Annotated in this window: 20 protein-coding genes; 11 read left to right on the forward strand and 9 right to left on the reverse strand. The window is 62.7% G+C overall.

Features of this window, described 5'->3' with window-relative positions:
• Nucleotides 1-22 precede the first annotated feature (22 nt).
• The 5 genes from AC0L2D_RS26435 to AC0L2D_RS26455 all read left to right on the forward strand — a co-directional run bounded on the left by AC0L2D_RS26435 (nucleotide 23) and on the right by AC0L2D_RS26455 (nucleotide 7,481).
• On the forward strand, nucleotides 23-2,527 hold the full coding sequence (locus tag AC0L2D_RS26435) for an ATP-binding cassette domain-containing protein (protein ID WP_473543134.1): 2,505 nt from the start codon (nucleotides 23-25) through the stop codon (nucleotides 2,525-2,527).
• Nucleotides 2,524-3,513: an ABC transporter permease gene (locus AC0L2D_RS26440; protein WP_473543136.1), complete on the forward strand. Its 990-nt coding sequence runs from the start codon at nucleotides 2,524-2,526 to the stop codon at nucleotides 3,511-3,513. The genes AC0L2D_RS26435 and AC0L2D_RS26440 overlap by 4 nt, the downstream gene beginning before the upstream one ends.
• Nucleotides 3,514-3,559: 46 nt before the next feature.
• Nucleotides 3,560-4,561 carry a rhamnose ABC transporter substrate-binding protein gene (locus AC0L2D_RS26445; protein ID WP_473543138.1) on the forward strand — a complete coding sequence of 334 codons (1,002 nt, stop codon included), beginning with the start codon at nucleotides 3,560-3,562 and terminating at the stop codon, nucleotides 4,559-4,561.
• A gap of 78 nt (nucleotides 4,562-4,639) precedes the next feature.
• On the forward strand, nucleotides 4,640-5,398 hold the full coding sequence (locus AC0L2D_RS26450) for a glutamine amidotransferase (protein WP_473543140.1): 759 nt from the start codon (nucleotides 4,640-4,642) through the stop codon (nucleotides 5,396-5,398).
• 508 nt (nucleotides 5,399-5,906) lie between these two features.
• The gene (locus tag AC0L2D_RS26455; protein ID WP_473543142.1) at nucleotides 5,907-7,481 is read left to right on the forward strand and encodes a peptidoglycan L,D-endopeptidase MepK; all 1,575 of its coding nucleotides are present in this window, start codon (nucleotides 5,907-5,909) and stop codon (nucleotides 7,479-7,481) included.
• 301 nt (nucleotides 7,482-7,782) lie between these two features.
• On the opposite strand, the gene AC0L2D_RS26460 is transcribed toward AC0L2D_RS26455, so the two are convergent.
• The 3 genes from AC0L2D_RS26460 to AC0L2D_RS26470 all read right to left on the reverse strand — a co-directional run bounded on the left by AC0L2D_RS26460 (nucleotide 7,783) and on the right by AC0L2D_RS26470 (nucleotide 10,124).
• A complete protein-coding gene (locus AC0L2D_RS26460; RefSeq protein ID WP_473543144.1) occupies nucleotides 7,783-8,307 on the reverse strand; it encodes an OsmC family protein in 525 nt (174 codons plus the stop codon).
• Between the two features lie 110 nt (nucleotides 8,308-8,417).
• Nucleotides 8,418-8,954, reverse strand: coding sequence for a carboxymuconolactone decarboxylase family protein (locus AC0L2D_RS26465; protein ID WP_024504783.1), 537 nt, complete (start codon nucleotides 8,952-8,954; stop codon nucleotides 8,418-8,420).
• An 87-nt stretch (nucleotides 8,955-9,041) separates the two neighbouring features.
• Nucleotides 9,042-10,124, reverse strand: a complete 1,083-nt coding sequence (locus AC0L2D_RS26470; RefSeq protein WP_275953984.1) for an RNA polymerase sigma factor — start codon at nucleotides 10,122-10,124, stop codon at nucleotides 9,042-9,044.
• 227 nt (nucleotides 10,125-10,351) lie between these two features.
• On the opposite strand from AC0L2D_RS26470, the gene AC0L2D_RS26475 reads away from it, so the two are divergent.
• Together AC0L2D_RS26475 and AC0L2D_RS26480 are read left to right on the forward strand one after the other, a co-directional pair.
• A complete protein-coding gene (locus AC0L2D_RS26475; protein ID WP_013530207.1) occupies nucleotides 10,352-11,257 on the forward strand; it encodes a MurR/RpiR family transcriptional regulator in 906 nt (301 codons plus the stop codon).
• Nucleotides 11,258-11,314: 57 nt separating this feature from the next.
• Complete coding sequence (locus tag AC0L2D_RS26480; protein WP_063170048.1) at nucleotides 11,315-12,631, forward strand: M20 family metallopeptidase; 1,317 nt, start codon at nucleotides 11,315-11,317, stop codon at nucleotides 12,629-12,631.
• Between the two features lie 24 nt (nucleotides 12,632-12,655).
• Here AC0L2D_RS26480 and AC0L2D_RS26485 read toward each other — a convergent pair whose 3' ends face one another.
• From AC0L2D_RS26485 to AC0L2D_RS26505, 5 genes are read right to left on the reverse strand one after another with little or no spacing between them, the layout of a single operon-like run.
• Nucleotides 12,656-13,690 (reverse strand): branched-chain amino acid ABC transporter permease, encoded by a 1,035-nt coding sequence (locus AC0L2D_RS26485; protein WP_027162307.1) that lies wholly within the window; start codon nucleotides 13,688-13,690, stop codon nucleotides 12,656-12,658.
• A complete protein-coding gene (locus tag AC0L2D_RS26490; RefSeq protein WP_063172842.1) occupies nucleotides 13,687-14,562 on the reverse strand; it encodes a branched-chain amino acid ABC transporter permease in 876 nt (291 codons plus the stop codon). The genes AC0L2D_RS26485 and AC0L2D_RS26490 overlap by 4 nt, the downstream gene beginning before the upstream one ends.
• Before the next feature lie 12 nt (nucleotides 14,563-14,574).
• Complete coding sequence (locus tag AC0L2D_RS26495) at nucleotides 14,575-15,288, reverse strand: ABC transporter ATP-binding protein (protein ID WP_027162305.1); 714 nt, start codon at nucleotides 15,286-15,288, stop codon at nucleotides 14,575-14,577.
• Nucleotides 15,285-16,022: an ABC transporter ATP-binding protein gene (locus AC0L2D_RS26500; RefSeq protein WP_127366362.1), complete on the reverse strand. Its 738-nt coding sequence runs from the start codon at nucleotides 16,020-16,022 to the stop codon at nucleotides 15,285-15,287. Before AC0L2D_RS26500 ends, AC0L2D_RS26495 begins: the two co-directional genes overlap by 4 nt.
• A 3-nt stretch (nucleotides 16,023-16,025) precedes the next feature.
• Complete coding sequence (locus tag AC0L2D_RS26505) at nucleotides 16,026-17,279, reverse strand: ABC transporter substrate-binding protein (RefSeq protein WP_473543148.1); 1,254 nt, start codon at nucleotides 17,277-17,279, stop codon at nucleotides 16,026-16,028.
• Nucleotides 17,280-17,469: 190 nt separating this feature from the next.
• On the opposite strand from AC0L2D_RS26505, the gene AC0L2D_RS26510 reads away from it, so the two are divergent.
• Nucleotides 17,470-18,288: an alpha/beta fold hydrolase gene (locus AC0L2D_RS26510; RefSeq protein ID WP_473543150.1), complete on the forward strand. Its 819-nt coding sequence runs from the start codon at nucleotides 17,470-17,472 to the stop codon at nucleotides 18,286-18,288.
• 129 nt (nucleotides 18,289-18,417) lie between these two features.
• The gene (gene metH, locus AC0L2D_RS26515; protein ID WP_473543152.1) at nucleotides 18,418-22,227 is read left to right on the forward strand and encodes a methionine synthase; all 3,810 of its coding nucleotides are present in this window, start codon (nucleotides 18,418-18,420) and stop codon (nucleotides 22,225-22,227) included.
• 85 nt (nucleotides 22,228-22,312) lie between these two features.
• Here the strand turns inward: metH and AC0L2D_RS26520 are convergent, their stop codons facing one another.
• The gene (locus AC0L2D_RS26520) at nucleotides 22,313-22,717 is read right to left on the reverse strand and encodes a VOC family protein (protein WP_473543154.1); all 405 of its coding nucleotides are present in this window, start codon (nucleotides 22,715-22,717) and stop codon (nucleotides 22,313-22,315) included.
• A gap of 102 nt (nucleotides 22,718-22,819) precedes the next feature.
• On the opposite strand from AC0L2D_RS26520, the gene AC0L2D_RS26525 reads away from it, so the two are divergent.
• Nucleotides 22,820-23,452: a TetR/AcrR family transcriptional regulator gene (locus tag AC0L2D_RS26525; protein WP_024504795.1), complete on the forward strand. Its 633-nt coding sequence runs from the start codon at nucleotides 22,820-22,822 to the stop codon at nucleotides 23,450-23,452.
• A gap of 164 nt (nucleotides 23,453-23,616) precedes the next feature.
• Nucleotides 23,617-25,011, forward strand: coding sequence for a multicopper oxidase family protein (locus AC0L2D_RS26530; protein ID WP_473543156.1), 1,395 nt, complete (start codon nucleotides 23,617-23,619; stop codon nucleotides 25,009-25,011).
• The last annotated feature ends 25 nt before the right edge of the window (nucleotides 25,012-25,036 follow it).

Raw genomic sequence — 25,036 nt, forward strand, 5'->3', positions numbered from 1 at the left:
AAAGAGGAACGTGTGTGTCCCCGTGGCCCTGGTTCAAGCGACAAAGGCCTTTGGCGGCACGATTGCCCTCAAGGACGCGTCCTTTGAATTGCGCTCCGGAGAGGTGTTGGCACTGCTTGGCGAGAACGGCGCCGGCAAGAGCACTTGCGTGAAGCTGCTGGCCGGTGTGCATTCCCCTACCGGCGGCCATGTCGAGATCGACGGCAAGCCTGTGATTCTCCATTCGCCGCACGCCGCTCAGGCTGCCGGCATTGCGGTCATGCACCAGCATCCGGGCCTGTTTCCCGATCTCTCGGTGGCGGAGAACATCTATCTTGGCCACATGCCGCGCGACCGCTTCGGCGGCATCGACAACGCCGCTATGCTTGACGGCGCAAGCAAGGTGCTAGCAACGGTCGGCCTCGACATCTCCGCCGAAACGCGGTTGGGAACGTTGCGCACGTCCGAACAGCAGTTGGTGGAGATCGCCCGTGCGCTGTCGCTCGACGCGCGGGTGCTGATCATGGACGAACCAACGGCGGCCCTGTCGCAGCGCGAGGTTGAGCGGTTGTTCACCGTCGTTGCCGATCTTAGGCTGCATGGCGTAGCGATGATGTTTGTCGGACACCGCATGGACGAGATCTTCCGGATCGCCGACTGCATCGCCGTGCTGCGCGACGGTCGCCTCATCGGCGTCAAGCCGAAGGCAGAGCTTGGCCGCGCAGCCGCCATCAGCATGATGGTCGGCCGCGAAGTGACCGACCTCTATCCGGAACGAAATCACGCCATCGGCGCACTGGTGCTGGAGGCGAGGGGGCTGTCCCGAGCAGGCGGTTTTTCTGACATCGACCTTAAACTCCACGCTGGAGAGGTGCTCGGGCTTGGAGGCTTGGTCGGCAGTGGGCGGACAGAGATCGCGCGCGTGCTGTTCGGCATCGACCAGCCGGATGCCGGCGAAATCCTGATCGACGGCACGCCCGTGCAGTTCGCTTCGGCGCGCGACGCCATGGATGCACGCATCGCCTATGTTTCGGAAGACCGCATGGGCCAGAGCCTGGTGATGGATTTCTCCATCCTCGACAATGCGGTGCTGCCGGTCCTCGACAAGGCCGCGCCCCGCGGCCTCTACGGCACCGATCGCGCCATCGACCTTGTTGCGGACTGGCTGAAGCGGATGAAGCTGCGTTTTTCCGGCTACGGGCAGCCGGTCAAGGAATTGTCGGGCGGCAACCAGCAGAAGGTGGTGCTGGCCAAGTGGCTACGCACCGAACCGCGCGTGCTCATCCTCGACGAGCCGACGCAAGGCATCGATGTCGGCACCAAGGCGGAAGTGCATGCGATGATCGCCGACCTTGCCGCGCAAGGCATGGCGATCCTGCTGATCTCGTCCGAAATGCCTGAATTGATCGGCATGTGCGACCGCATCGTCGTGCTGCGCGAAGGCCACCAGACGGCCGCGTTTTCACGTGGCGAAGCCACGCAGGAGAAAGTGCTGGAAGCAGCGACCAGGACTGACGAGCGCGCCGGCCAGACTATGCAGATGGAACGCGCCGCCCGCGAGGAGAAGACAAAAGGACCGTTCGATTTCCTTAAGCGGCGCGAGTTTGGCCTGCTCGCCGCGATGCTGGCCGTCGCCATTCCGGTCACCATCATCAACCCGCGCATGGTGAGCGCGGCAAACCTCACTGCTGTGTCGATGGATGCGGCCTTGCTCATCGTTGCCGCACTGGCGCAGATGCTGGTGCTGATCACCCGCAACATCGATCTGTCGATCGCCGCCGTGATCGGTCTTTCCGCCTATATGGCCGCCAGCATGGTTCAAGCCTATCCAGGCCTCGACATTGGTATGGGTCTGATCACCGCCTGCGCTGTCGGCGGCTGTGCCGGGCTGCTCAATGGCCTCGTTGTCACCAGAGGAAAGATCCCGGCCATCGTCGTCACGCTGGCCTCGATGTCGATCTTTCGCGGCTTCAATTCGATCTGGGCGGCCGGCGATCAGGTCAGCGCCGACGAGGTCACGCAGGCCTGGCTGGACATGACCGGTCTGAAGATCGCCGGCGTGCCGTTGATCGTCGTGATCGCTGTTGTCATCCTGTGCGCCGGTTACGTCCTGCTCTATCGCACCGCCACCGGGCGCGAGCTGTTTGCCACGGGTTCCAACCCGGACGGCGCACGGCTGATCGGTATCCCGGTTGACCGGCGCATCCTGCTCGCCTTCGGTATGGCCGGCTTGCTCGGCGGCCTGTGCGGAGCGCTCTGGGCCTCGCGCTACGCCACCATCGATGCCCGCGTCGCGCTCGGCTTCGAACTCACCGTGATCGCCTCAGCGGTGGTCGGCGGCGTCGCCATCCGCGGCGGCTCGGGCACGCTGCTCGGCATCATCCTCGGGGCGCTCACTTTGCTGGTCATCAAGAACGGCCTGACACTTGTGCGTGTCGACCCGCTGTGGCTGCAAGGCGTCTACGGCCTGGTGATCCTGGCCGCCATCGGCATCGACACCTTCATCGTGCGGCGCGCGGATCAGGCGAGACAAGCGAGGGCGAGATGAAGAAATTCCTGCGCTCGATCGACTTCTGGGACCTGCTGCTGGCGGTCTCCGGCCTTGCCGTCTTCCTCTACGCGGCGATCTTCGTGCCGAATTTCGTTTCCGGCTTCAATCTCTCGCAGCTGGCCGCGAGCGCCTCGGAAAAGGCGCTGCTGATCCTGCCGATGACGCTGCTCATCATTACCCGTGAGATCGACCTGTCGATCGCATCGGTTCTGGCACTGACATCCGTAATCTTTGGGCTGCTTGTCCAGGCCGGCTTGCCGACGCTGGCCGCCATCCCGCTGACGCTTGTTTTCGGCGGCCTACTCGGCGCTTTCAACGGCTACCTGGTGTCAGGGCTGGGACTGCAGTCGCTGGTGGTGACGCTCGGCACCATGGCGCTCTATCGCGGTATTGGCTACATCCTGCTCGGCACCGGTTCGGTCAACATACTGCCGCCTGCGGTGGTCGATTTCGGCATCAACAATCTGCCGGGCACTGAGATACCGTGGACCATCGTGCCCTTTGTGGCGTTGGCGCCCATTTTTGCCGTCGTGCTGCAGAAGACGCCGACCGGCAAGCGCATCTACGCCCTTGGCGGCAGCCCGGAAGTGGCTCGCTATTCCGGTATCGACACACGCAAGATGGTGCTGAAGCTGTTTGTCGTCTCCGGCGTCGTCGCAGCGATTGCCGGCATCGTCTACACCGCACGCCTGTCCAATGCCCGCGCCAACAACGCGCTCGGCATGGAGCTCGACGTGATCACCATCGTGCTGCTCGGCGGGGTCAGCGTCTTTGGCGGCAAGGGCCGGCTTACCGGCGTCATGCTGGCGCTGCTGCTGATCGCCATCATCCGCAATGTGCTGGCACTCAACCAGATCGGCGGCGACGCCCAAGGCATGATCATCGGCCTGCTTCTGATCGGCTCGCTGCTGGTCTCCAACTACTGGCGCTCCCTGGAGGAGCGGCTGTCAAGATCGCGCGTCCTGCGCGAAACCAAGGGGTGATCTCGGGCCCCTTCCTTCAAACCCGATTTTTGACGGAGGAGACATCATGAAAGCGTTTAGATTAGCCCTACTCGCATCCGCGGTTCTACTTGCGCCGGCCTCGCTGGCTTACAGCCAGGAATGCGCCAAGGAACCGGTAACCGTCGGCTTCCTGCCCAAGCTCGACACCGATCCCTACTTCAAGGTGGCTTTCGGCGGCGCTGAAGAGGCGGCGAAGGAGATTGGCGGCACCGCCACCCAGGTCGCCCCGTCGCAGGCGACGGCCGAGGCACAGATCGAATTCATCAACAGCCTAGTGTCGCAGAAAGTAGGCGTCATCGCAATTGCCGGCAACGACGCCAACGCCGTTGCGCCTGCGCTGAAGCGTGCCGCTCAACAGGGTGTTCGGGTGATCTCGTATGACTCTGACGTAGCGGCCGATGCCCGCGCAGTATTCGTCAACCAGGTGAAGGGCGACAGTCTCGCCGAAATGATGCTGGAAAGCGCATTCAACCTCAGCGGCGGCGAAGGCGAGTTCGCCATCTTGTCGTCGACGCCGACGGCGACCAACCAGAACGCCTGGATCGACTTCATGAAGGCGAGGATGGCGGCAGAGCCGAAATACGCCAAGATGAAGCTGGTGCAGGTCGCCTATGGCGAGGAAAGCGAGCAGGTCAACCAGCAGCAGGCGCTTGCGCTGGTCCAGGCGTTTCCGGATCTCAAGGCGATTATCGTTCCAGCAGGCATTGGTCTGCCGGCGGCTGCGCGTGCCCTCGAGGAAGCCGGTATGATCGGCAAGGTCAAGCTGACCGGCCTTGCGCCGGCGACGCTGATCTCGAAATACATCAAGGACGGCGCCGCGCAGGATATCTGGTGGAATGTCACCGATCTTGGCTATCTGACCTATCAGACCGCCCAGGCGCTGGCGCAGTGCAAGATCACCGGCAAGGAAGGTGAGAAGTTCACCGCAGGCAGGCTCGGCGAATACACGATAGGGGCCAGCGGCGAACTGATCCTTGGCCCGGCCAAGATCGTTACGCCGGAAAACCTGGCCGAGTTCAAGTTCTAAGCCTCCCAAGGCTTGGCGAGCGGCGGTGCGAACTGGCGTCCGCCCCCCAATCTTCAGTCGAACAATGCGAGGGCGAAGATGAAACTCTTGCTGGCAGGCGAGACCTTCGCGGCGACGACGTCGGTCGCTGCTGGCGGCGACGTGCTGACAAGTGCGACATGGGTGAATGGCGCAACGGCCTTCAACGCCGCGCTTGCCGCAGAGGGCATCGCGGTGACGCAGATCGGTGGCGATCGCTGTGCGGCCGAATTTCCCTATGACCTCGATGCGCTCGCTCAGTATCAGGCGGTGGTGATCTCCGATGTCGGCGCGCTGACCTTGCTGGTGACGCCGGAGGCGCGCGCCGGGCGCATCGGTGTCAACCGGCTCGACGTGCTCAAGGCCTATGTCGAAGGCGGTGGCGGGTTGATGCTCGCCGGCGGCTATATGGGGTTTCAGGGCATGTTTGGGACGGCGCGGTTCCACGACACGCCGGTCGAGGACGTGCTACCGGTTCGCTGCCTGCCATCTTGTGACGGCATGGAGGTGCCGCAAGGATTGCAGGCCTCCATCCTGCAATCGTCGCATGCGATCTTTGAGGGAGTGGAGGGGCCTTTGCCGCCGATCCTCGGCATGAACAAGCTGGATTTCAGGCGCGACGGCTCGTCGCAGTTGCTTGCGACCTGCCACTATCGCGGCAAGGATTGGCCGCTCCTGGCCGTTCGCAGCCATGGCCGCGGCCGCACCGTCGCCTGGGCGACCGATATCGGCCCACATTGGCTCTCGCAGGATTTTCTCGGATGGCCTGTCTACGGCAAGCTGATGGCGAACATGATCCGTTGGCTCGCCGGCATCTAGTCCGCGCGCTTCAAATTTCCTTATATTCCGCGGTCGAACGATGCGCACCACAAGATTGTCGCCGCCTTTGGAGTTCCGTTTTGGACATTTTTAGTCCACTCCATGGTCCGTCACAATGTTACAAAACATCTTATAAGCCATTGATGTTTATAGGTAAAACCAGAGTTCAATCCTCTCTCGCAGCACCAGTTTCCAACATCCCTGTTGCCGCACGATCGTCCTCTGCATTTGCGAGGGCGAGGCGGGTACATGGGATGGCGCGGCCCTCGTGCCGGCAGACCCGATCAGCGGTTCATTGCTTCAGAAAATGGCTGCCACAGGCAAATCCAGCCGAAGCGCATCCCGGCAAGACACGATTCATTAACCAAGATGCTATTCATCGACATGACGTATTGTGGCATGGATGCCCGTCTTCGCCGGTCAGACCCATGCTTGTCAGGAAGAGGGCCGAAAGGCTCCTGATCTGGGCGGAAATCTAAATCGCCCGAAACAAAAGAACGTGCAAGGCATGAACGTGAGCGAAAACGTGCAAAACACCCCCGGTGCTTCCCGTCTTTGGACCCTGCCTGCTATCATCGCAGCGTTCCTTTGCCTGTGCGCTACCGGCGCGTTCGCGGAGACGCGTGCTTTGAGGATTCAACATCTCCATACGGGCGAGAAGGCTGAAATCGTCTTCAAGCGCAATGGGCGCTATGATCCGGCGGGATTGAAGAAGATCAATCTCATGCTGCGCGATTGGCGTCGCAACGAACCGACGAAGATGGATCCGCGCCTGCTCGATCTTGTCTGGCAGGCCTATCGCGCCAGCGGCTCGACAGCCTATATCCATGTGGTCAGCGCCTATCGTTCGCCGGCGACGAACGCAATGCTGCGCAGCCGCTCGAAGGGCGTGGCCCGGGAGAGCCAACACATGGTTGGCCGCGCGATGGATTTCTTCCTGCCGGATGTGCCGCTGAAGAAGCTGCGCGACATCGGCCTCAAAATGCAGGGCGGGGGCGTGGGTTATTACCCCACCTCCGGTTCGCCTTTCATACACATGGATGTCGGCAATGTGCGGCATTGGCCGGGCATCAGCCGCCAGGAACTCGCCAGGGTATTTCCGAACGGCAACACACTGCATGTGCCGAGCGACGGCAAACCGCTGCCCGGCTATGAGCAGGCGTTTGCCGCCTACAAATCGCGCAAGGGCGCCGGCACGCCCAACATCGAGCTGGCAAGCGTCGACGGCGGCCAACGCAGGCCGCGTGGCCTGCTGGCGACGCTCTTGGGCGGGGGCGGCGCAGACGAGTCCGACGATGTCGCGGAAGCGGTGCCGGCGCCACGCAAACCGGCGAGGTCCGTCGAACCCAGACCGGCCGGACAGGGTATCGCTATCGTGCCGCCGCAGGATGCCCAGCGGGCGGACATCCAGATTGCTGCCAGCGATCCAGGCGAAGAACCGCTTGCCGGGCAGAAGGGGAAGACGCCTGAAGCGATCGTCATGGCGATGGCGCCGGGCTCAGTGCCGCTGCCGGCCTTCGCACCGCGCGCCGAGTTCACGGCACCCGTTCCCACCCCAGAAACCGCACCGTTGGCAATCGCCGGCGCGTCCACGGCGCAGGCCGAGCTGGCCGTTGCCAAGCCGGACGCCGCGAATGCCGATGCCGCTGCCACGAGCGTCGCGCCGGAGATGATGGCGCTCAACATCCCATTGCCGACATGGCGGCCGGAAAGCCAGTCAAGCCCGACGCGCCAGTTGGAAGCAGCCAAATCTGGCGATGCCATCGGTGTCTTGCTGGCCATGCATCACCCCGACGACGGGCTGGCCGGCGAGCGGATCGCGGCGCCTGCGTCAAAGCCAGAAGATCGCGTCAGGACGAACCCCAAGGCCGACCGTGTCCAGCGGCGCCCCGATTCCGAGGCAGATCGCGCTATTGCCGGTGGGGCCGCATCAACAGGGGCGCCCATGATTGCCGCCAATTTCATCCGCTCGGCGCCGGAGCATGTCTATCTCGATGGATTCCAACCGCGGGGACGGACGTCCGATCACCGCCGCTTCACCGGCTCCGCGGTGAAATTCCTGCCCATCGCCAGTTTCAAATAGAGGGCGAAAGCACCGTTCGATCCAGTATCGAAATGTGTTGCGCCATATCGATGGCCGGGGCGGTCACGGGATTCGCAATGCCGAACCCTTCCGCGCTATAACACTTGGCGAGCAGCGCGCTACTGCAGCGGGCAGTCGGCTCGTTGCTGTCGGCCGCCATCCGTTGCCTTTCGAGCAGATCGCCCCGCGAAATTGCCAGGATCGTGGTGGCGCAAACGTGCACGAGGCACATTTGGCCCGCCGGCCGCAACCGGCGGGACTAAGCCACAGACCGCCCAGCGGGCGAGTTCTGCGACAAGGATCACGCCTGGTGAATCACCAATTCGCTGGTCATGGGAATTCCTCTAAGGGCGCCAAGCACCATGTTGTGCGAGATCGCGCGCTCATGAATTTTCTCCAGATCGGCGCGGGGCGCCGAAGAACACACGGTCGCGCTGAGGTGCAGGGACACGTAGCAATGCCGGGCGTCCACGGGCGCCGTGAGCCCATCAAGTCCGTCGAACTCGCCACGCGGGTCGAACACGCCTTCCGCGATGAAATCGACCGAACGAAGATCGACTCCCGCATGCGCTGCCAGCATCGGATAATCCGAGCCGGCGCACACAGCCGCCGCGGCAAAGATCTGCTCCCAGGGAAAGACGGCGGTCGGCGAATTGTCCTTGAGGCTCGCCGGTCGCTCCAGTAGCGGTGTTGTGTAAGGATCGCCTGATTGCGGGTCGAAGCGGTAGCGGGCACGATAGGTGCCACGCACCGCGTCACCGTGTTTCTTTAGCGCGGACACGATATCTTTGACTGTGCTGACGGTTTCTCCGAAGACTATTGGCATCTTTACCTCCCTATAAAATGAGAATTCCACTCCCTATTCCGGTCCGCGGATGCCGACGACGGTTGCCGCGGCCTGGCCCCAATCCCGACAATGTGCCGACAAGGCTCGCGCTACTTGGCAGGCGCGGCAGCCTGAGCGTCGCCGCCGAGATCCTTCTTGAAGGTCTCAAAGTCGACCTGCATGCCGTTGAAGATCGTGCTCCAGTGCCGTGACAGAGCGGCGATAGCGACGGCCTCTTCGATCTCGTCCTCCGTTGCGCCCGCCTGTTTTGCGCTCTCGGTGTCTTCCCAGATGCAATACTGGCAGGGAATTTGTGCGGAGACGGCGAGCGAGATCAGAGCCTTGACCTTCGGCGGCAGGGCGGTTTCGCTGGAGAACTGCAGAGCCTTCACCTCTGCCCAGGCGCCCGGCAGCGCTGCTTTTGAAACCTGATGGAGAAAGGTCGGCACCGAGCCGAGCGTCCGCTCGACGTCCTTATAGGTGGCGTCGACCTCAGCCTGACCGGCCCAGCCTAAGCCTGATGACAACAATGTGGCGCAGACGACAGTCGATGCGAACGCCGTGTGAAGGAGGCGGCGCGAGCGGCTGGGCCCGAGCTCGCCGTGGTGTGCGATGGAAGCAACATGGGAAACTGCGAAGGCGAACATGATCTCTCTCCTCTTTGGAACCATTTGCGTCCGGGCCAGATGATGCCCGCGTGCTGTAAGGAGTCACGGACGGGAGAAAAAGTTCGATCAGTCGTCCTCGATTCTAGGCGGACGCGGCGAAAGATGAAGATGCAAGCGTCGGGCCTTGCCGTCTCGCTGAAAGATCACCAGGACGACACCCGGCGGGCAGTGGAAAGGGTCTTCCGGCGGATTGACGAATAGTCCCTCGATCACAGTGACCTGGCTGGCGCTGAGAATGCGCTGCGGTTCCAGGCGGACGCCGGCTTCCGTGTCGGCGTCGACTTCCCAGGCAAGGAATGAGCGACCCAGCACTGGTTTGCTCGTCCCGCGGACAAGATGCAGGTCCTCTGCAAAGTGCCCAAGGAAGCGGTCACGCTCGCCATGCTGGTTGAGCCCATTGAAAATTTCGGAGTAGAATCGCTGGCGCTCGCGAGACTGCGAGCGAGCCTCTGTGTCGGCAAGGCCCGCCGTTTCCAGCAGCATCTCGGCAAGCTTGCGTTTGGCTTGCGACAAACGACTGCGAACCGTCCCAATCGGGACACCCAGAATGGCGGCCAGTTCCTCGTAAGACTGATAGCTTCCGAAATAGCGCAACATGGCGGTAGCCTGCAGCGGCTCGGGAAGCTTGCGTAGGGCGTCCCAAACCCATTCGCGAAGCGCGACTTTCTCCAGCCGCTCCTCAATGCTTGCGCGTTCGTCTGGGCGGTCTGGAATGTCGGCGGTCAAGATCTCGCGTCGTCTTCGACGCAATTGTTGCAGGCAACAGCGGTGCAACACAGTGCGAAGCCAGCCACCGACGGCTTGCGGATCCTTGAGTTCGCCGATGCGCCTCAGCGCGATCAGGAAAGTCTCATGCACAGCATCTTCGGCGTCCGACCCATAGCCGAGCATGTTCAGCGCTATCGCATAGAGCCGTGCGCGATGACGTTCCAGCAGCAGGCCGAGGCAACCACAATCGCCGCCCCGAGCGGCAAGGGCCAGTTCGGCATCACTCGGCACGATATGAGTTTCGTAGCCCATGGGCTTAAGATGCATCAACTGGCGAAAAAGTTCGAATGCCAGTTCAGCTTCGTCACGATCCGTGTTCGGCGGGCACCAGTTCACCAATGACGCTTTGATGGGGTTTTGGATTGAGGTTATGACCCTCACTTCACGTCCGTAACAACCGGCCCCGGAACGGGGTCCGTGAGAACCAGGCTCGCCGCCAAGATACTCAAGCGAGATCGAAAGTGCATATGGCAGTGAGCAAGGATTGGATTCTGGCGGATGCGGGCGATCTACGCGGCTAGATTCAATCCTGTAAAACTTTTTCCAGATTTGACACCATTTCACAAAATTGTAAGATAATCATCTTCCGTCAGCGATAGGCGATGACCATGTCGATCCGCGAAGAACTGGCCAACACGACCGTGGCGTTCACCTCCGCGGAAGAGAAGATCGTCCAGGTCCTGCTCGCCGATTACCCGATGTCGGGGCTGGGCACCGCAACCCGGCTGGCACGGCGCGCCGGCGTCAGCGACCCGAGCGTGACGCGGCTGATGACCAAGCTTGGCTATGTCGGCTTTGCCGATTTCCAGGCACGCCTGCTCACCGAAGTCGAATCCAGGCTGCATTCGCCGCTTTTGATGATGGAGGCCAAGCGTCCGGGCGGCTCCAGCGAAGGCACCGCACTTGCCTATTTCCATTCGGTTTCCGACAGCCTGGAGCGTACGCGCACGGCTGTGCCGGTGCAGGCCTACACGCGCGCCGTCAACATGCTGCTCGAGAGCAAGGGCCAGGTCGTGCTGCTGGGCGGCCGGTTCAGCCGGCATATCGCCTCGATGCTGGCCGGCTATCTCCTGCAGTTCCGCTCTGGCGTGCGCGACATCGGTTCGTTGAGTCCCGCCGATTTCGACCTGTTGATCGACCTTGGCAAGCGCGACCTCCTCGTCGTGTTCGATTACCGGCGCTACCAGTCGGACGTGGTGAGCTTTGCCCAGCAGGCCAAGGAGCGCGGCGTCTCCATCCTGCTGTTCACCGATGTCTGGCTGTCGCCGATATCTGACATCGCGGACCTGACCATGGTCGCGGCGATCGACGCCAACTCGCCGTTCGACACGCTGGCGACGGCCGTTGCCCAGATGGAAACCGTCTTTGCCCACGCGCTGGAGGGCCATGGCGCCGGGGTGCGCAAGCGCATCGAGGACATCGAGAAAATCCGCAGCGCCAACGCGGTCACGCTCGATACCGTCCTATCGTCATCGGCCGACGACGCCGCCAAATCCAAAGCCACAAGGAAATAGTGTCGTTGCGCTCAGTGCAGCGATGCAAAGCGCCGCGACGCAGAAAAGGAAGCGACAATGCCCGACAACCAGACCATCATCGACGCCGTGCAGGCTGAGATCGAGACCGATCGCGACTGGTTGATCGGCCTGACCCGCGACATGGTCCGCATCCCTTCGGTCAACCCCAAATTCGAGCCCAATCCGGCGATCAACCGCGAGGCGGATGTCCAGGCGCTGCTCGAACCGATCCTCAAGCAGGACGGGTTCAGGACAGAGCAATGGGATGCCTTGCCCGGGCGGCCCAATCTGGTCGGCGAATGGGCGGGAGACGAGAGCCGCAGCCTGATCCTGTGCGGCCATATCGACGTCGTGCCGGTCGGCGCGATGAAGGACTGGTCGGTCGATCCGTTCGGCGGCGAAATCACCAATGGCCGGCTCTATGGCCGCGGTGCCGTCGACATGAAGGGCGGCGTCGCCGCTTGCATCGCCGCCGCGCGCGCGATCCGCAAGGCGGGCATCACGCTGCAGGGCCGGCTCGCCATCCACTCGGTCGTCGATGAGGAAGCCGGCGGCTTCGGCGCCATGGACGCGGTGAAGAAGGGCAAGCTTGCCAAGGCGGTGCTGGTCGCCGAACCGACCTGGGGCGATGTCCTGCCGGTCGAAGGCGGGCTGGAATGGGCGCGGGTGACGATCCGTGGCCGCAACGCCCATTCGGCGCTGCGCTACAACGAGATCTATCCGCAGCGCCACGACAAGGACCGGCTGGAGCCGGGCGTCAATGCGATCGAGATCGCCGCCCGCTTCATTGCCGCCGTGCGCCAGTATGAGCTGGACCGGACGCGAGCAAAATCCCATCCGCTGCTGCCGCTCGGCATGAACACCATCAACATCGGCGTCATGCATGGCGGCACCGGCCTTGGCGAACACGGCCTGCCGACCGTCATGACCAACCCGGCCATCATTCCCGATGTCGCGGTGCTCGATCTCGACATGAAATTCCTGCCCGACGAGAATTCGGCCGACTACCGCCGCGATTTCGAGGCGTTCGTCCACCATTTCGCGCAGACCGATGCGTGGCTGCGCGACAACCCGCCTGCGATCCAATGGGAGCTCGGCGGGCTGCATTTTCCGCCGATGAACACGCCGGTCGACCATCCGCTGGTGAGATCGCTGATGAAGCGCAAGGCCATGGTCGGCAAGGCGCCGCAGGCGCGTGGCTTCGTCGCCGTGTGCGATGCCGCGCACTATGCCGGCGCCGGCGTCGACGGTGTCATTTTCGGCCCGTCAGGCGACGGCTTTCACGGTTCCGACGAGTATGTCGAAGTCGAATCGGTGGTCGAGACCGCCAAGGTGATCGCCGCTTCGGTCATCGATTGGTGCGGCATCCGCTGAGGCGGAGCCGCCAGTCCGAAACGGTCAGGCCGGGCGCTTCAGGCGTCCGGCGACGGCGCCCCATGAAGCTTTGATCATACCGACCAGGCCGCTCGGGTAGGCCAGCATCACGCCGATGATCAGCACCGCTGTGATCATCGGCCGCCACGCGCCGAAATCGGCCATCCATTCGGCGAAGATCGTCAGCACGAAAGAGGCGATGATGGCGCCGTAAATAGTGCTGGTGCCGCCAAGCAGCACCATCGACAGGATGATGGTCGCAAGGCTCATGCCGAAGACGTCGATCGAGGCATTGCGCTGGTAGGCGGCGTAGAAGGCGCCGGCGATGCCGGTGAAGAAGGCGCTCGCGGCAAGCGTCAGCATGCGCTGGCGCACGATCGAGACGCCGCGGCTGATGGCGTATTCCTCATTGTCGCGCAAGGCGACGATGCTGGCCCCGGTGCGTGAGCGCACGAACACGCGCAGGAACAGGGTGCTCGCCACCAGCAGCGCCAGCGCGATGTAGAAATAGGCTGATTTGCCGTCACGGACCATGTTGTGGTCGAACACGTATAGCCCGGGAATGCGCACCAACCCTTGCGTGCCGCCGGTGATGGCGGACTGGCTGATGATCACCTGCATCACCAGCTGCGCGAAGCCGAAAGTGACCAGGATGATGTAGATGCCCTTCAGCCGCAGGATCGGGATGGTCACCAGGATCGCCGCCAGGGTGGCGATGACACCGCTGGCAAACAGCGCGATCCACGGATCGAATTCGGCCAGCTTGGTAAGCAGGCTGTAGGCATAGACGCCGATGCCGAACAGCGCCAGATGGCCGAAATTGAAGACGCCGCCATAGCCGAGGCTGAGGTCCCAGTTCGAGGCGACGATCGCATAGATGAAGGCCATGATTAGGATGTGGCGGGCATAGGTGTCGCCGAAGATCAGCGGCAGCAGTGCCAGAAAGGCGAAGCCGAGCACGAAGCCGATGGCCTCCTGCTTCCACGGCGTGCGGCCGGGAGCGATCGGGGTTGCCGCCTCTGTGTGGCTAAGGGTGATCGGCGATGTCGTGTCGGTCATGCTAGGCCTCGGGAGCGGCTGGCAAAGATGCCCTCGGGGCGCACCATCAGGGTCAGGATCAGCACGCCGAACAGCAGCGCCGGCGTCCAGTACAGGCCGAAATAATAGCTGCAGGCGGCCTCGAAGAAGCCGATCAGATAGGCGGCGAAGATCGGTCCCGAGATGCTCGATATTCCGCCGAATACGACGACGATCAGCGCCTTGAGCAGCGGGTCGCTGCCCATCACCGGCGACATGAAACGATAGCCGCCCATGAAGATGCCGGCGAGGCCTGCAAGCGACGCGGCAATGGCGAAGGCCAGCCCATAGAGCGCGGTGACGTTCAGCCCGACCAGATGGCTGGCATCTTCATTCTGCGCCACGGCGCGCAGCGCCAGCCCGAGCCGCGTGCGGTTGAGGAACATCCAAAGTGCGGCCAGGATCAGCGGCGTGATGACGATGATGGCGATCTGGTGCAGGGAGACGCCGACGGCGCCGACGGTGGTGTTGCCGGTGATCAGCGCCGGGATCTGCTTCGAGCGCGGTCCCCAGATGGTCAGCGCGCCGTTCTCGATCAGCGACCCGGCTGCCAGCGTGGTGATGACGACGACCAGCACGATGTTGGGTCGGCCGATCAGCGGCCGCACGACACTCGCCTGCAGGATCCAGCCGACGCCGGCCATGACGACGACGGCGATGGGAAAGGCGACCGCCGCCGGCAGACCGAGTTCGACCAGCTGCCAGGCGATGTAGGCGCCCAGCATCATGAACACGCCATGGCTGAAATTGAACACGCCGATCGTCGTCCAGACCAGAGCCAGCCCGACCGCCATCATGGCGTAGAGCGAGCCCTGGAACAGGCCGCCGAACAGGATTTCCGCCAATGCGCTCATCTTCGGATTTTCCTAATGGCCAAAATACATCGACATGATCTCGCCGTGGTCGAGGCTTTCGCCCGGCTTGATCTCGGTCGCAACGGCGCCATGGTTGACGAGGTAGAGTTGCTGCGTCAGTTCCAGCAGGAATTCGATGTCCTGCTCGACGACGATGAGCGGTACGCCGCCGCGCGAAATGTCCATGACGGAGGCGCAGAGCTCGTCCTTGATCTTGGGCGCCAGCCCCAGCGTCGGCTCGTCGAGGATCAGCAGGCGCGGATGGCTCATCAGCGCCGTGCCGATCGACACCATCTGGCGCTCGCCGCCCGACAGCGTGCGCACGCGCTGGCGCCAGCGTTCCGCCAGTTTCGGGAACAGCTTGACCACCTTTTCGCGGTTTTCCGCCTCATGCGGCCGGGCCCGCGGCGAATAGGCGCCGAGCGCCATGCAGTCGGCGATCGAGAGATCGGGAAACAGCCGATTGCCTTGCGGCACATGGATCAGGCCGGCGCCGACGATGGCGCGTGCGCTGTGGCCGACAATGTCTTGCCCGTCGAACAGGATGCGGCCGCTCTTCGGCTGCAGAAGCCCGGAGATCGCACGCAGCAGCGTCGTCTTGCCATGGCCGTTGGGGCCGAACAGGCCGACATTGCCGAAGCGGCCGGCCTCCAGCGAGATGTCGTGCAGCACGGTGACGCGGCCATAGCCGGCGATGACGCCTTCGACGCTGAGGATGGGATTCACGCCGCCGACCTCCTCGTGCCGAGATAGGCCTCGATGACGTGCGGATCGGCGATCACGCCTGCCGGATCGCCGGCGGCCAGGACGCGGCCATTGTTGAGCACCAGCAGATGCTGCGAAAGGCTCATCAGGAAAGTCAGCACGTGCTCGATCAACAGGATGGTGATGCCGCGTTCGGCGGTGCGGCGGATCAGGCCGATCGACGTCTCGATCTCGGGTTTGGTCAGGCTCGATGCCGGCTCGTCGAGCAAGAGCATGCGTGGCTGCATGGCGATCGCCGTGGCAAGCATCAGGCATTTGCGCTCGAACACGGACAATTCGCCGGCAAGCCGGCCGAACGACTGGGATCCCAGGCCGACGAACTCCAGCGCCTCGGCGGCGGCATTGCGGGCCGTGGCCGCTGTCTTTTCCTGCTTGCCGTAGCTGGCGCCGATCAGCGCGTTCTCGAACACGGTCAGCCCGTCGAAGCTGGTCTCGCGCTGAAAGGTCCGGGCAAGGCCGAGGCGCGCGATGGCGTGTCCCGATTTGCCGTTTATGGCAATGCCGTCAAAGCGGATCTGGCCCCGGTCGGGCCCGAACGGGATGCCGGTGATGATGTTGAACAGCGTGCTCTTGCCGCTGCCGTTCGGGCCGGCGATACCGAAGATCTCGCCGGCCTCGACCTTGAACGACACGCCATCGACGGCCTTCAGCGAACCGAAGGCCTTCGACACGTCGTCCAGTTCAAGCAGGGCCATTCCCTACTTCATCCAGGGCTGGAGCTTGAAGGCGCCGGTGGCATATTTCTCAGGCGAGATCAGCGTGCGCTGGCCATCCCAGATCTGGAAGAAGGTGATCGGAATATAGTCGTCGCCCTGCGTGGCCAGGTGGGTGGCGGGATCGAATTTCAGCCGCCCTTCCGCGACCTGCTTGTCGGTCTCCGACAGCGCCTTCATGATCGCCGCATGGTCGGATGCGCCGCCGACCTTCTTGACCGCGTCGAAATAGACATTGGTCATTTCGTAGAGGCCGACGCCGTAGGTGCCGCTCTCGACGCCGTATTTTGCCTTGAACTTGGCTGCCACCTCATCGGCGCGCGGGTTCTTCGGCGTCGTCAGCGCGCCGCCGAGCAGGTTGTAGATGACGCCATCCGATTTCTTGCCGGTCAGCTCGACGAATTCCGGAACGCTCGGCGCGTATTGCAGGAAGACGAGGCTCTTGGTCGGCTGCTCGAGGAACTGGTTGAGGAACGACGCCGAATTGCCCGGCAGATAGTCGGTGTTGATGACGACATCGGGAACGTTCTCGCGCACCTTGGCGAGGATCGAACGCCAGTCGGCCACTTCGCCGAAGGGTACGATCTCGTCGACGGTGATGGTCCAGCCCTTCTCCTTGAACGTCTTCTTCATGCCTTCGGAGATGGTCTTCGAATAGGCATTGTCGGACGAGATGATGGCGACCTTCTTGGTCGGCAGGGTGATCTTGCCGTCGGCCGCGAGCTTCTCGACGAACAGGGTGACGTCGGTGTTGTAGGCGTCGAAGGAAGGCGTCAGTGACCAGCAGCACATGTATTTGTCGGGGCTCGGCGCGATGATGTCCCTGGTCTGCTGCGAGGTGGCCGCCAGCATGTAGGGCATTTCCGCCTCGGCCATGTTGTCGATCTCGAAATTGGTCAGGCTGGCATAGCCGGTCAGCATGAAGTGCACGCCCGGATCGCCAAGCAGGCGTTCGACGGCGCTGGTGACGTTGCCGGCGGACTGATCCTTGACGTCGCCGACCACCAGTTCGAACGTATCTCCGGCAACGCCGCCGGCTGCGTTCGCTTCGTCGATGGCCATCTGCACGCCGCGCTGGAATTCCTGGCCGTCCGCCGCGGCAGGGCCGGTGAGCGGCGCAAGCAGGCCGATCTTGACGACGTCGGCAAAGGCGGGGGCGGCTGATGCGGCAAACATGCCGATCAACGTCGTGCTCATCAGCATATGGCGGATTCGACTTGCGGCGGATTTGGGCTTCATCGTGCTGTTCCCTGTTTTCCTCCCGTTCATCGGGAGTTGGATAATTGACAATCTACGCATAATTGTTCTTATTTGAAAAGGATTTTTCAACGCAACCTGGCCGGGAACAAGGTTCCCGCAAAGGTATGGAAGCCGTGGCGCTTTGCTGCGCAACTGCATTAAAACAGGGCAAGTCCCGACGGAGCGGACAATGACGATCTCGCAGAAGACCCTTGAAACCAGCCATGGCAAGATCGCGGTGCGTGAGACCAGCGGCCAGGGAACCGCTGTCATGCTGATCCACGGCAATTCATCTTCCAGTGCCGTTTTCCGCAACCAGTTGGACGGCCCGTTGGGCGAGCGATATCACCTCATCGCTCCCGACCTGCCCGGCCATGGAGCGTCCGGCGATGCGATCGATCCAGAGCGTTCCTACAGCATGGAAGGCTATGCCGATGCCATTACCGAAGTGCTCGGGCTGCTCGGCATCGACAAGGCCATCGTCTTCGGCTGGTCGCTCGGCGGCCATATCGGGCTTGAAATGATCGACCGCTTTCCCGGCCTGCTTGGCTTGATGATCACCGGCACGCCGCCTGTCTCGCCCGAGGAGGTCGGCAGCGGATTCAAGCCGAGCCCGCATATGCATCTCGCCGGGCAGGAGACCTTCACCGGCGCCGACGTGGAGGCCTATGCGCGCAGCACTTGCGGCGAGCCGTTCGAGCCGTTTCTCATCGACACGGTGGCGCGCACCGATGGACGGGCGCGGCGCCTGATGTTCGAAAAGTTCGCGGCCGGCACCGGCCGGAACCAGCGCGAGATCGTGGCCGGCAAGACGCCGCCGATCGCCGTTCTGAACGGTATCGACGAGCCATTCGTCAACACCGATTTCGTCTCGGCTGTGAAATTCTCCAATCTATGGGAAGGCAAGGCGCATCTGCTCGACAAATCCGGCCACGCGCCGTTCTGGGATTCGCCGGATCGCTTCAATCCGGTCCTCGCCCGCTTCCTGGCAAGCGTCGACAGAGCGTAGGTCCGTCGGAAACCGGCGCCACGGACCCGCCTTCGCGTTGGGTGGGTGACAATCACGCGCATCTGTCGTATATTGACATAAAGATATCCTTATGTGACATGAAAAGGCCTGTCGCCAAAGGGATAAAAAATGTCGCAGAATTCTGCATCGCTGGACGCGTTGTTCGGCCCCGTCGCGGCAAAACCGGACGGCTCGGAAGTGCTTGCCGCGCTGACAGCGGCGGCACGCGAGCGCATTCTCATCCTCGACGGCGCCATGGGCACTCAGATCCAGGGCCTCGGCTTTAACGAGGACCAATTCCGCGGCGAGGCTTTCGCCGGCTGCGCCTGCCATCAGCAGGGCAACAACGACCTCCTGATCCTGACCCAGCCCGGGGCGATCGAGGAGATCCATTATCAATACGCCATCGCAGGCGCCGACATCCTGGAGACCAATACTTTCTCCTCGACCTCGATCGCCCAGGCCGACTACGGCATGGAAGATGCCGTCTATGCGCTGAACCGCGATGGCGCGCGGCTGGTCAGGCGCGCCGCTGTTCGGGCCGAGCAGCAGGACGGCAAGCGAAGGTTTGTCGCCGGAGCGCTCGGGCCGACCAACCGCACCGCCTCGATGTCGCCCGACGTCAACAATCCCGGCTATCGCGCCGTGACCTTCGACGATTTGCGCCTCGCCTATGGCGAGCAGCTGCGCGGGTTGATCGATGGCGGCGCCGACATCATCCTGATCGAGACCATCTTCGACACGCTGAACGCCAAGGCGGCGATCTTCGCGGCGGAAGAGATCTTCATCGAGAAGGGCGTGCGCCTGCCCGTGATGATTTCGGGCACCATCACGGACCTCTCCGGCCGCACGCTGTCGGGCCAGACGCCGACCGCCTTCTGGCATTCGGTGCGCCATGCCAACCCCTTCACCATCGGCCTCAACTGCGCGCTCGGCGCCAACGCCATGCGAGCGCATCTGGCCGAAATATCCGGTGTCGCCGACACCTTTGTCTGCGCTTATCCGAATGCCGGCCTGCCCAACGAATTCGGCCGGTATGACGAAAGCCCGGACTTCATGGCCGCCCAGATCGAGGATTTCGCGCGTGAGGGACTGGTCAATGTCGTCGGCGGCTGCTGCGGCTCGACGCCGGAGCACATCCGCGCCATCGCCGAGGCGGTGCGGAAGTATCCGCCGCGCGCCATTCCGGACATTGAGCTCAGGATGCGCCTGTCCGGGCTGGAGCCATTCACGCTCACCGACGAGATCCCCTTCGTCAATGTCGGCGAGCGAACCAATGTCACCGGCTCGGCCAAGTTCCGGAAACTGATCACGGCGGGCGACTATGTCGCCGCGCTCGACGTCGCCCGCGACCAGGTCGCCAACGGCGCGCAGATCATCGACATCAACATGGACGAGGGTCTGATCGATTCGAAGAAGGCCATGGTCGAATACCTCAACCTGATCGCCGCCGAGCCGGACATCGCCCGCGTTCCTGTCATGGTCGACAGTTCGAAATGGGAGATCATCGAAGCCGGCTTGAAATGCGTGCAGGGCAAGCCGCTGGTCAACTCCATCTCGATGAAGGAGGGCGAAGAAGCCTTCCTGCATCATGCCAGGCTGGTCCGCGCCTATGGCGCCGCCGTCGTCGTTATGGCCTTCGACGAGGACGGCCAGGCCGACACCAAGGCGCGCAAGGTCGAGATCTGCACCCGCGCCTACAAGCTCCTCACCGAGCAGGCCGGCTTCCCGCCCGAGGACATCGTCTTCGATCCCAACGTGTTCGCCATCGCCACGGGCATCGAGGAGCACGACAATTACGGCGTCGACTTCATCGAGGCGGCCGGCGAGATCACCGCCACGCTGCCGCATGTCCACATTTCCGGCGGCGTGTCGAACCTGTCTTTCTCGTTCCGTGGCAACGAGCCGGTGCGCGAGGCCATGCATGCCGTATTCCTTTACCATGCCATCCAGCGCGGCATGGACATGGGCATCGTCAATGCCGGCCAGCTCGCCGTCTACGATACGATCGAGCCTGATCTGCGCGAGGCCTGCGAGGATGTCGTGCTCAACCGCGCGCCGAAGGCCGGCGGCACCGCCACCGAACGCATGCTGGAGATCGCCGAACGCTTCAAGGGCACGGCCGGCAAAGAAGCGCACGAGCGCGATCTCGTCTGGCGCGAATGGACTGTCGAACAGCGGATCAGCCATGCGCTGGTCAACGGCATCACCGAATTCATCGACGCCGACACCGAGGAAGCACGGCTTGCCGCCGAGCGGCCGCTGCATGTCATCGAAGGCCCGCTGATGGCCGGCATGAACGTCGTCGGCGATCTGTTCGGCGCGGGAAAGATGTTCTTGCCGCAAGTGGTGAAGTCGGCGCGGGTGATGAAGCAGGCGGTGGCTGGACTGCTGCCGCACATGGAAGCCGAGAAGCTGGCAAACGCCGCCAACGGCATCGACAATGGCGAACGCAAAACGGCCGGAAAAATCCTGATGGCGACGGTCAAGGGCGATGTCCATGACATCGGCAAGAACATCGTCGGCGTGGTTCTCGCCTGCAACAATTACGAGATCATCGATCTCGGCGTCATGGTGCCGGCGGCCAGGATCCTGCAGACGGCGCGCGAGCAAAATGTCGATATCATCGGCCTGTCCGGCCTGATTACGCCGTCGCTGGACGAGATGGCGCACATGGCCGCCGAGATGGAGCGTGAAGGCTTCGAAATTCCGCTGCTGATCGGCGGCGCGACGACCAGCCGCGTGCACACGGCGGTGAAGATCCACCCGCGCTACAGCAAGGGGCAGACGGTCTATGTCACCGACGCCAGCCGCGCGGTCGGCGTGGTCTCATCCTTGCTGTCCAACGAGAGCAAGGATGGCTTTGTCGATACGGTGCGCGCCGAATACAAGAAGGTCGCCGATGCGCATGCCCGCTCGGAAGCCGACAAGCAGCGTTTGCCGCTGGCCAAGGCGAGGGCCAATGCGCATCGGATCGACTGGTCCGAATATGAGCCGCCGAAGCCGTCCTTCACAGGCGTGAAGGTGTTCGAGAACTGGGACCTGACCGAGCTCGCGCGCTACATCGATTGGACGCCGTTCTTCCAGACCTGGGAGCTGAAGGGCCGCTATCCCAAAATACTCGAAGACGAGGCGCAAGGCGCCGCCGCGCGCCAGCTGTTCGAGGATGCGCAGGCGATGCTGAACAAGATCATCGCCGAGAAATGGTTCGCGCCGCGCGGCGTCATCGGCTTCTGGCCGGCCAACGCCGTCGGCGACGACATCAGGCTGTTTACGGACGAGAAGCGGTCGCAGGAACTGGCGACGTTCTTCACCTTGCGCCAGCAACTGACCAAGCGCGACGGCAAGGCCAATGTTGCCCTGTCGGATTTCGTCGCGCCGGCGGAGTGCGGCAAAGCCGATTACATCGGCGGCTTCATCGTCACCGCCGGCATCGAGGAGGTGGCTATCGCCGAACGGTTCGAGCGGGCGAATGACGACTATTCCTCGATCATGGTCAAGGCGCTGGCCGACCGCTTCGCCGAAGCCTTTGCCGAGCGCATGCATGAGAAGGTGCGCAAGGAATTCTGGGGCTACGTGCCAGACGAATCGTTGGCGCCGGACGAGCTGATCGGCGAACCCTATCGCGGCATCCGACCGGCGCCCGGCTATCCGGCTCAGCCAGACCATACGGAGAAGGCGACTTTGTTCCGGCTGCTCGACGGCGAAGGCAATGCCGGCGTGAGACTGACCGAAAGCTATGCGATGTGGCCGGGTTCATCCGTCTCGGGGATCTATCTGGCGCATCCCGAAAGCTATTATTTCGGCGTCGCCAAGGTCGAACGCGACCAGGTCGAGGATTATGCGCGCCGCAAGGCGATGCCGTTGACCGAGGTCGAGCGCTGGCTTGGCCCCATCCTCAACTACGTGCCGGCACACTATGCCGAGGCGGCTGAATAGCCGATGCCGGCGCGCCTGACGGAAGCGACAGGCGAATGCCGATCGCTTCTTCAGTGTCATCCTGGCCCGCTTCGATTCCTGTGGGCTATTGCATGGCCGACGGGTTCATCCACAGCAGCTCCCAGACGTTGCCGTCCGGATCTTCGATGTGGCGGTTGAACAGGAAACCGAGATCCTGCGCCGGGTTGGGATCGGCGCGACCGCCTGCCGCCACGCCCTTCTCGATTACGACATTGACCTCGTCCTTGCTGTCGACGGTGAGTGCGATCAACATCTGGCTGTCCCGCTTGGGGTCGCCGATCTGCCGCGCTGTGAACTGGCTGTAATGCTGGTGCGTCAGCAACATGACCCCGATCGAGTCTGAGAACATGATCGAGCTGGACTGGTCGCTCGAGAACTGCGGGTTCAGCGTGCCCCCGATCGCGAGATAGAACTTGGTCGCCGCCTGCAGATCGCGTACCGGTAGATTGAGGAAGATCATTTTGGTCATCGGTCTAAGCCTTGCTGCCGTTGATGGGTACTAGCCAGTCTAGTACTGTGACCATGGCTACCATGCGGGAACGGTACCGTCTAGTACTGGTTGAGAGGCGCTATGAAAATTGATGGTGAGACCAGGTCGGCTCGCAAGGATCGTGAAATCATTGAAGCGGCCACGGCCGCCTTTATCGCCAAGGGCTATGATGGAACCAGCATGGAAGAGATCGCCACCAAAGCAGGCGCATCCAAGCAGACTGTCTACAAGCATTTCACGGACAAGGAGACGCTTTTCGGCGAAGTCGTCGAGTCCACCGCCAGCCAGACCAACGATGTCGTCGAGTCCGTGACGATGCTGCTTTCCGAGGCGAAATTCATGGAGGGTGGGCTACAGCAGCTTGCCCGACGCATGACAACGACGCTGATGGACGAAGAGCTGCTGAAGCTGCGGCGTCTGATTATCGCCAACGCGGATCGGATGCCGCAGCTTGGCCGGAGCTGGTATGAAAAAGGTTTTGAACGCATGCTTGCCTCGGTGGCATCATGCTTTCAAAAGCTTACCAGTCGAGGCCTGTTGCAGACCAGCGATCCCCGTCTGGCGGCCAGCCATCTCTTCGGAATGCTTCTCTGGATCCCAATGAACGAAGCCATGTTCACCGGAAGCAACCCGCGTTCGAAGGCGGACCTCGAGCGGCACGCCGATGCTTCGGTCGAAGCATTCCTTGCCGCCTATGGGGCGCGGCCGAAATAGTCGCGCGCCGCTCCGCCAGCGATGCTTATTGTGGTCGATTGTCCGTCCACGCCAGCGTCTTTTGCTTAAGGCCGGTGGCGGAGTCGGTTTAGGCACAGGGTGCTCGCTTACGATCCAAGGCTGCGATAAACCCAGGGCAGCCGTCTTTGCAGCTGGAGCGTCAAATGACCGTACTCACCCGACGCCGGCTTTTGAAAACGGCAGCGATTGCCGGCGCAGGCGGGGTCGGGCTTTCGGCCATGGGCCGGCTTGGTGGCTGGGCCGCTGCCACGCCTGAGCCGGTGGTTTTGCAGACGGCAAAGATCCAGGCGAAGCTGATGGACATCGGCCAGACCAGGGATGTGCTGACCTATGGCAACGCCGGAATGCCGCCCGTGCTCAGAATGAAAAAAGGCCAGCCCTTCGCTGCACGCCTTGTCAACTCGATCGACGATCCGACGACGATCCACTGGCACGGTATTCGCGTTCCAAACAAGATGGACGGCGTGCCGTTCCTGGTCCAGCCCTACGTCTACACCGGCGATCATTTCGACTACGCCTTCACGCCGCCCGATGCCGGCACCTTCTGGTACCACCCGCATTGCAACACGCTGGAGCAGATGGGCCATGGCCTGACGGGCGTGATCGTGGTCGAAAACCCAAGCGATCCGAAATTCGACGCCGAAATCGTCCTCAATTTGCGTGACTGGCGCCTCGGCGACGACGGTCAGTTCATCGACCAGTTCCGGCCGCGCGATGCCGCAAGAACCGGCACTTACGGCACGGTGCGCACCGCAAACTGGCTCGACCAGCCGCAATATGACACGCCGGTCGGAGGGCTGGTGCGGCTCAGGGTCGCCATCACCGACGTGACGCGCATCTACGCTTTTCGCGTCGACGGTGCGGAGGCGAGTGTCATGGCGCTCGACGGCAATCCGGTGCCTGAGCGTTTTTCGCCCGATGCCTTGCTGCTTGGACCCGGCCAGCGCATGGAGCTGGCCATACGCATGCCCGACGAGGAAGGCGCGATCGTCAGCTTGAGGGACGTCAGAGGCACCAAGCCAAAAATCCTGGCAACCCTGCGCGCGACAGGAAACTCCCTCAAGCGGGACATTCGCGATCTTGCTCCGCTGGAGCTCAATCCGGTGGCGGAAGTGGATTTCGCCAGTGCCAGGCATATTTCCCTGGCGCTCAGCGCCACGGCGGAAAACGTCCCGAGCGATGGCATCTGCGGTTCGCTTGGCTACAGTTTCTGGGCCATCAACAAGGTGCCGTGGCCCGGCGACACCAAGGATCCGACCGCGCCGCTGGCCGAATTGAAGCTTGGCCAAAGCTACGTCATCGACATGGAGAACCTGACGCCGCAATCCCATCCTATGCATCTGCACGGCATGAGCTTCAAGGTGCTGTCGTCCTCGACGCGCCAGGTTCAGCCTGTCATTTCCGACACCTATCTCATCCAGCCCAACGAGAAGGTTCAGCTCGGTTTCGTCGCCGACAATCCCGGCGACTGGCTGCTGCACTGCCACATCATCGAGCACCAGAAATCGGGAATGACGAGCTACGTCAGGGTGGTGTGAAGCCGCGTCAGCCTGCGCGTGGCGT

Source organism: Mesorhizobium sp. WSM4833, assembly GCF_055811095.1.

What these genes read in the sequence shown, in the direction of transcription:
- AC0L2D_RS26520 (WP_473543154.1), bottom strand. Translation starts at nt 22,717, where the DNA reads ATGACCAAAATGATCTTCCTCAATCTACCGGTACGCGATCTGCAGGCG.
- AC0L2D_RS26445 (WP_473543138.1), top strand. Translation starts at nt 3,560, where the DNA reads ATGAAAGCGTTTAGATTAGCCCTACTCGCATCCGCGGTTCTACTTGCG.
- AC0L2D_RS26465 (WP_024504783.1), bottom strand. Translation starts at nt 8,954, where the DNA reads ATGTTCGCCTTCGCAGTTTCCCATGTTGCTTCCATCGCACACCACGGC.
- AC0L2D_RS26455 (WP_473543142.1), top strand. Translation starts at nt 5,907, where the DNA reads ATGAACGTGAGCGAAAACGTGCAAAACACCCCCGGTGCTTCCCGTCTT.
- AC0L2D_RS26505 (WP_473543148.1), bottom strand. Translation starts at nt 17,279, where the DNA reads ATGAAGCCCAAATCCGCCGCAAGTCGAATCCGCCATATGCTGATGAGC.
- AC0L2D_RS26450 (WP_473543140.1), top strand. Translation starts at nt 4,640, where the DNA reads ATGAAACTCTTGCTGGCAGGCGAGACCTTCGCGGCGACGACGTCGGTC.
- AC0L2D_RS26475 (WP_013530207.1), top strand. Translation starts at nt 10,352, where the DNA reads ATGTCGATCCGCGAAGAACTGGCCAACACGACCGTGGCGTTCACCTCC.
- AC0L2D_RS26460 (WP_473543144.1), bottom strand. Translation starts at nt 8,307, where the DNA reads ATGCCAATAGTCTTCGGAGAAACCGTCAGCACAGTCAAAGATATCGTG.
- AC0L2D_RS26480 (WP_063170048.1), top strand. Translation starts at nt 11,315, where the DNA reads ATGCCCGACAACCAGACCATCATCGACGCCGTGCAGGCTGAGATCGAG.
- AC0L2D_RS26510 (WP_473543150.1), top strand. Translation starts at nt 17,470, where the DNA reads ATGACGATCTCGCAGAAGACCCTTGAAACCAGCCATGGCAAGATCGCG.
- AC0L2D_RS26530 (WP_473543156.1), top strand. Translation starts at nt 23,617, where the DNA reads ATGACCGTACTCACCCGACGCCGGCTTTTGAAAACGGCAGCGATTGCC.
- AC0L2D_RS26485 (WP_027162307.1), bottom strand. Translation starts at nt 13,690, where the DNA reads ATGACCGACACGACATCGCCGATCACCCTTAGCCACACAGAGGCGGCA.
- metH (WP_473543152.1), top strand. Translation starts at nt 18,418, where the DNA reads ATGTCGCAGAATTCTGCATCGCTGGACGCGTTGTTCGGCCCCGTCGCG.
- AC0L2D_RS26440 (WP_473543136.1), top strand. Translation starts at nt 2,524, where the DNA reads ATGAAGAAATTCCTGCGCTCGATCGACTTCTGGGACCTGCTGCTGGCG.
- AC0L2D_RS26490 (WP_063172842.1), bottom strand. Translation starts at nt 14,562, where the DNA reads ATGAGCGCATTGGCGGAAATCCTGTTCGGCGGCCTGTTCCAGGGCTCG.
- AC0L2D_RS26500 (WP_127366362.1), bottom strand. Translation starts at nt 16,022, where the DNA reads ATGGCCCTGCTTGAACTGGACGACGTGTCGAAGGCCTTCGGTTCGCTG.
- AC0L2D_RS26525 (WP_024504795.1), top strand. Translation starts at nt 22,820, where the DNA reads ATGAAAATTGATGGTGAGACCAGGTCGGCTCGCAAGGATCGTGAAATC.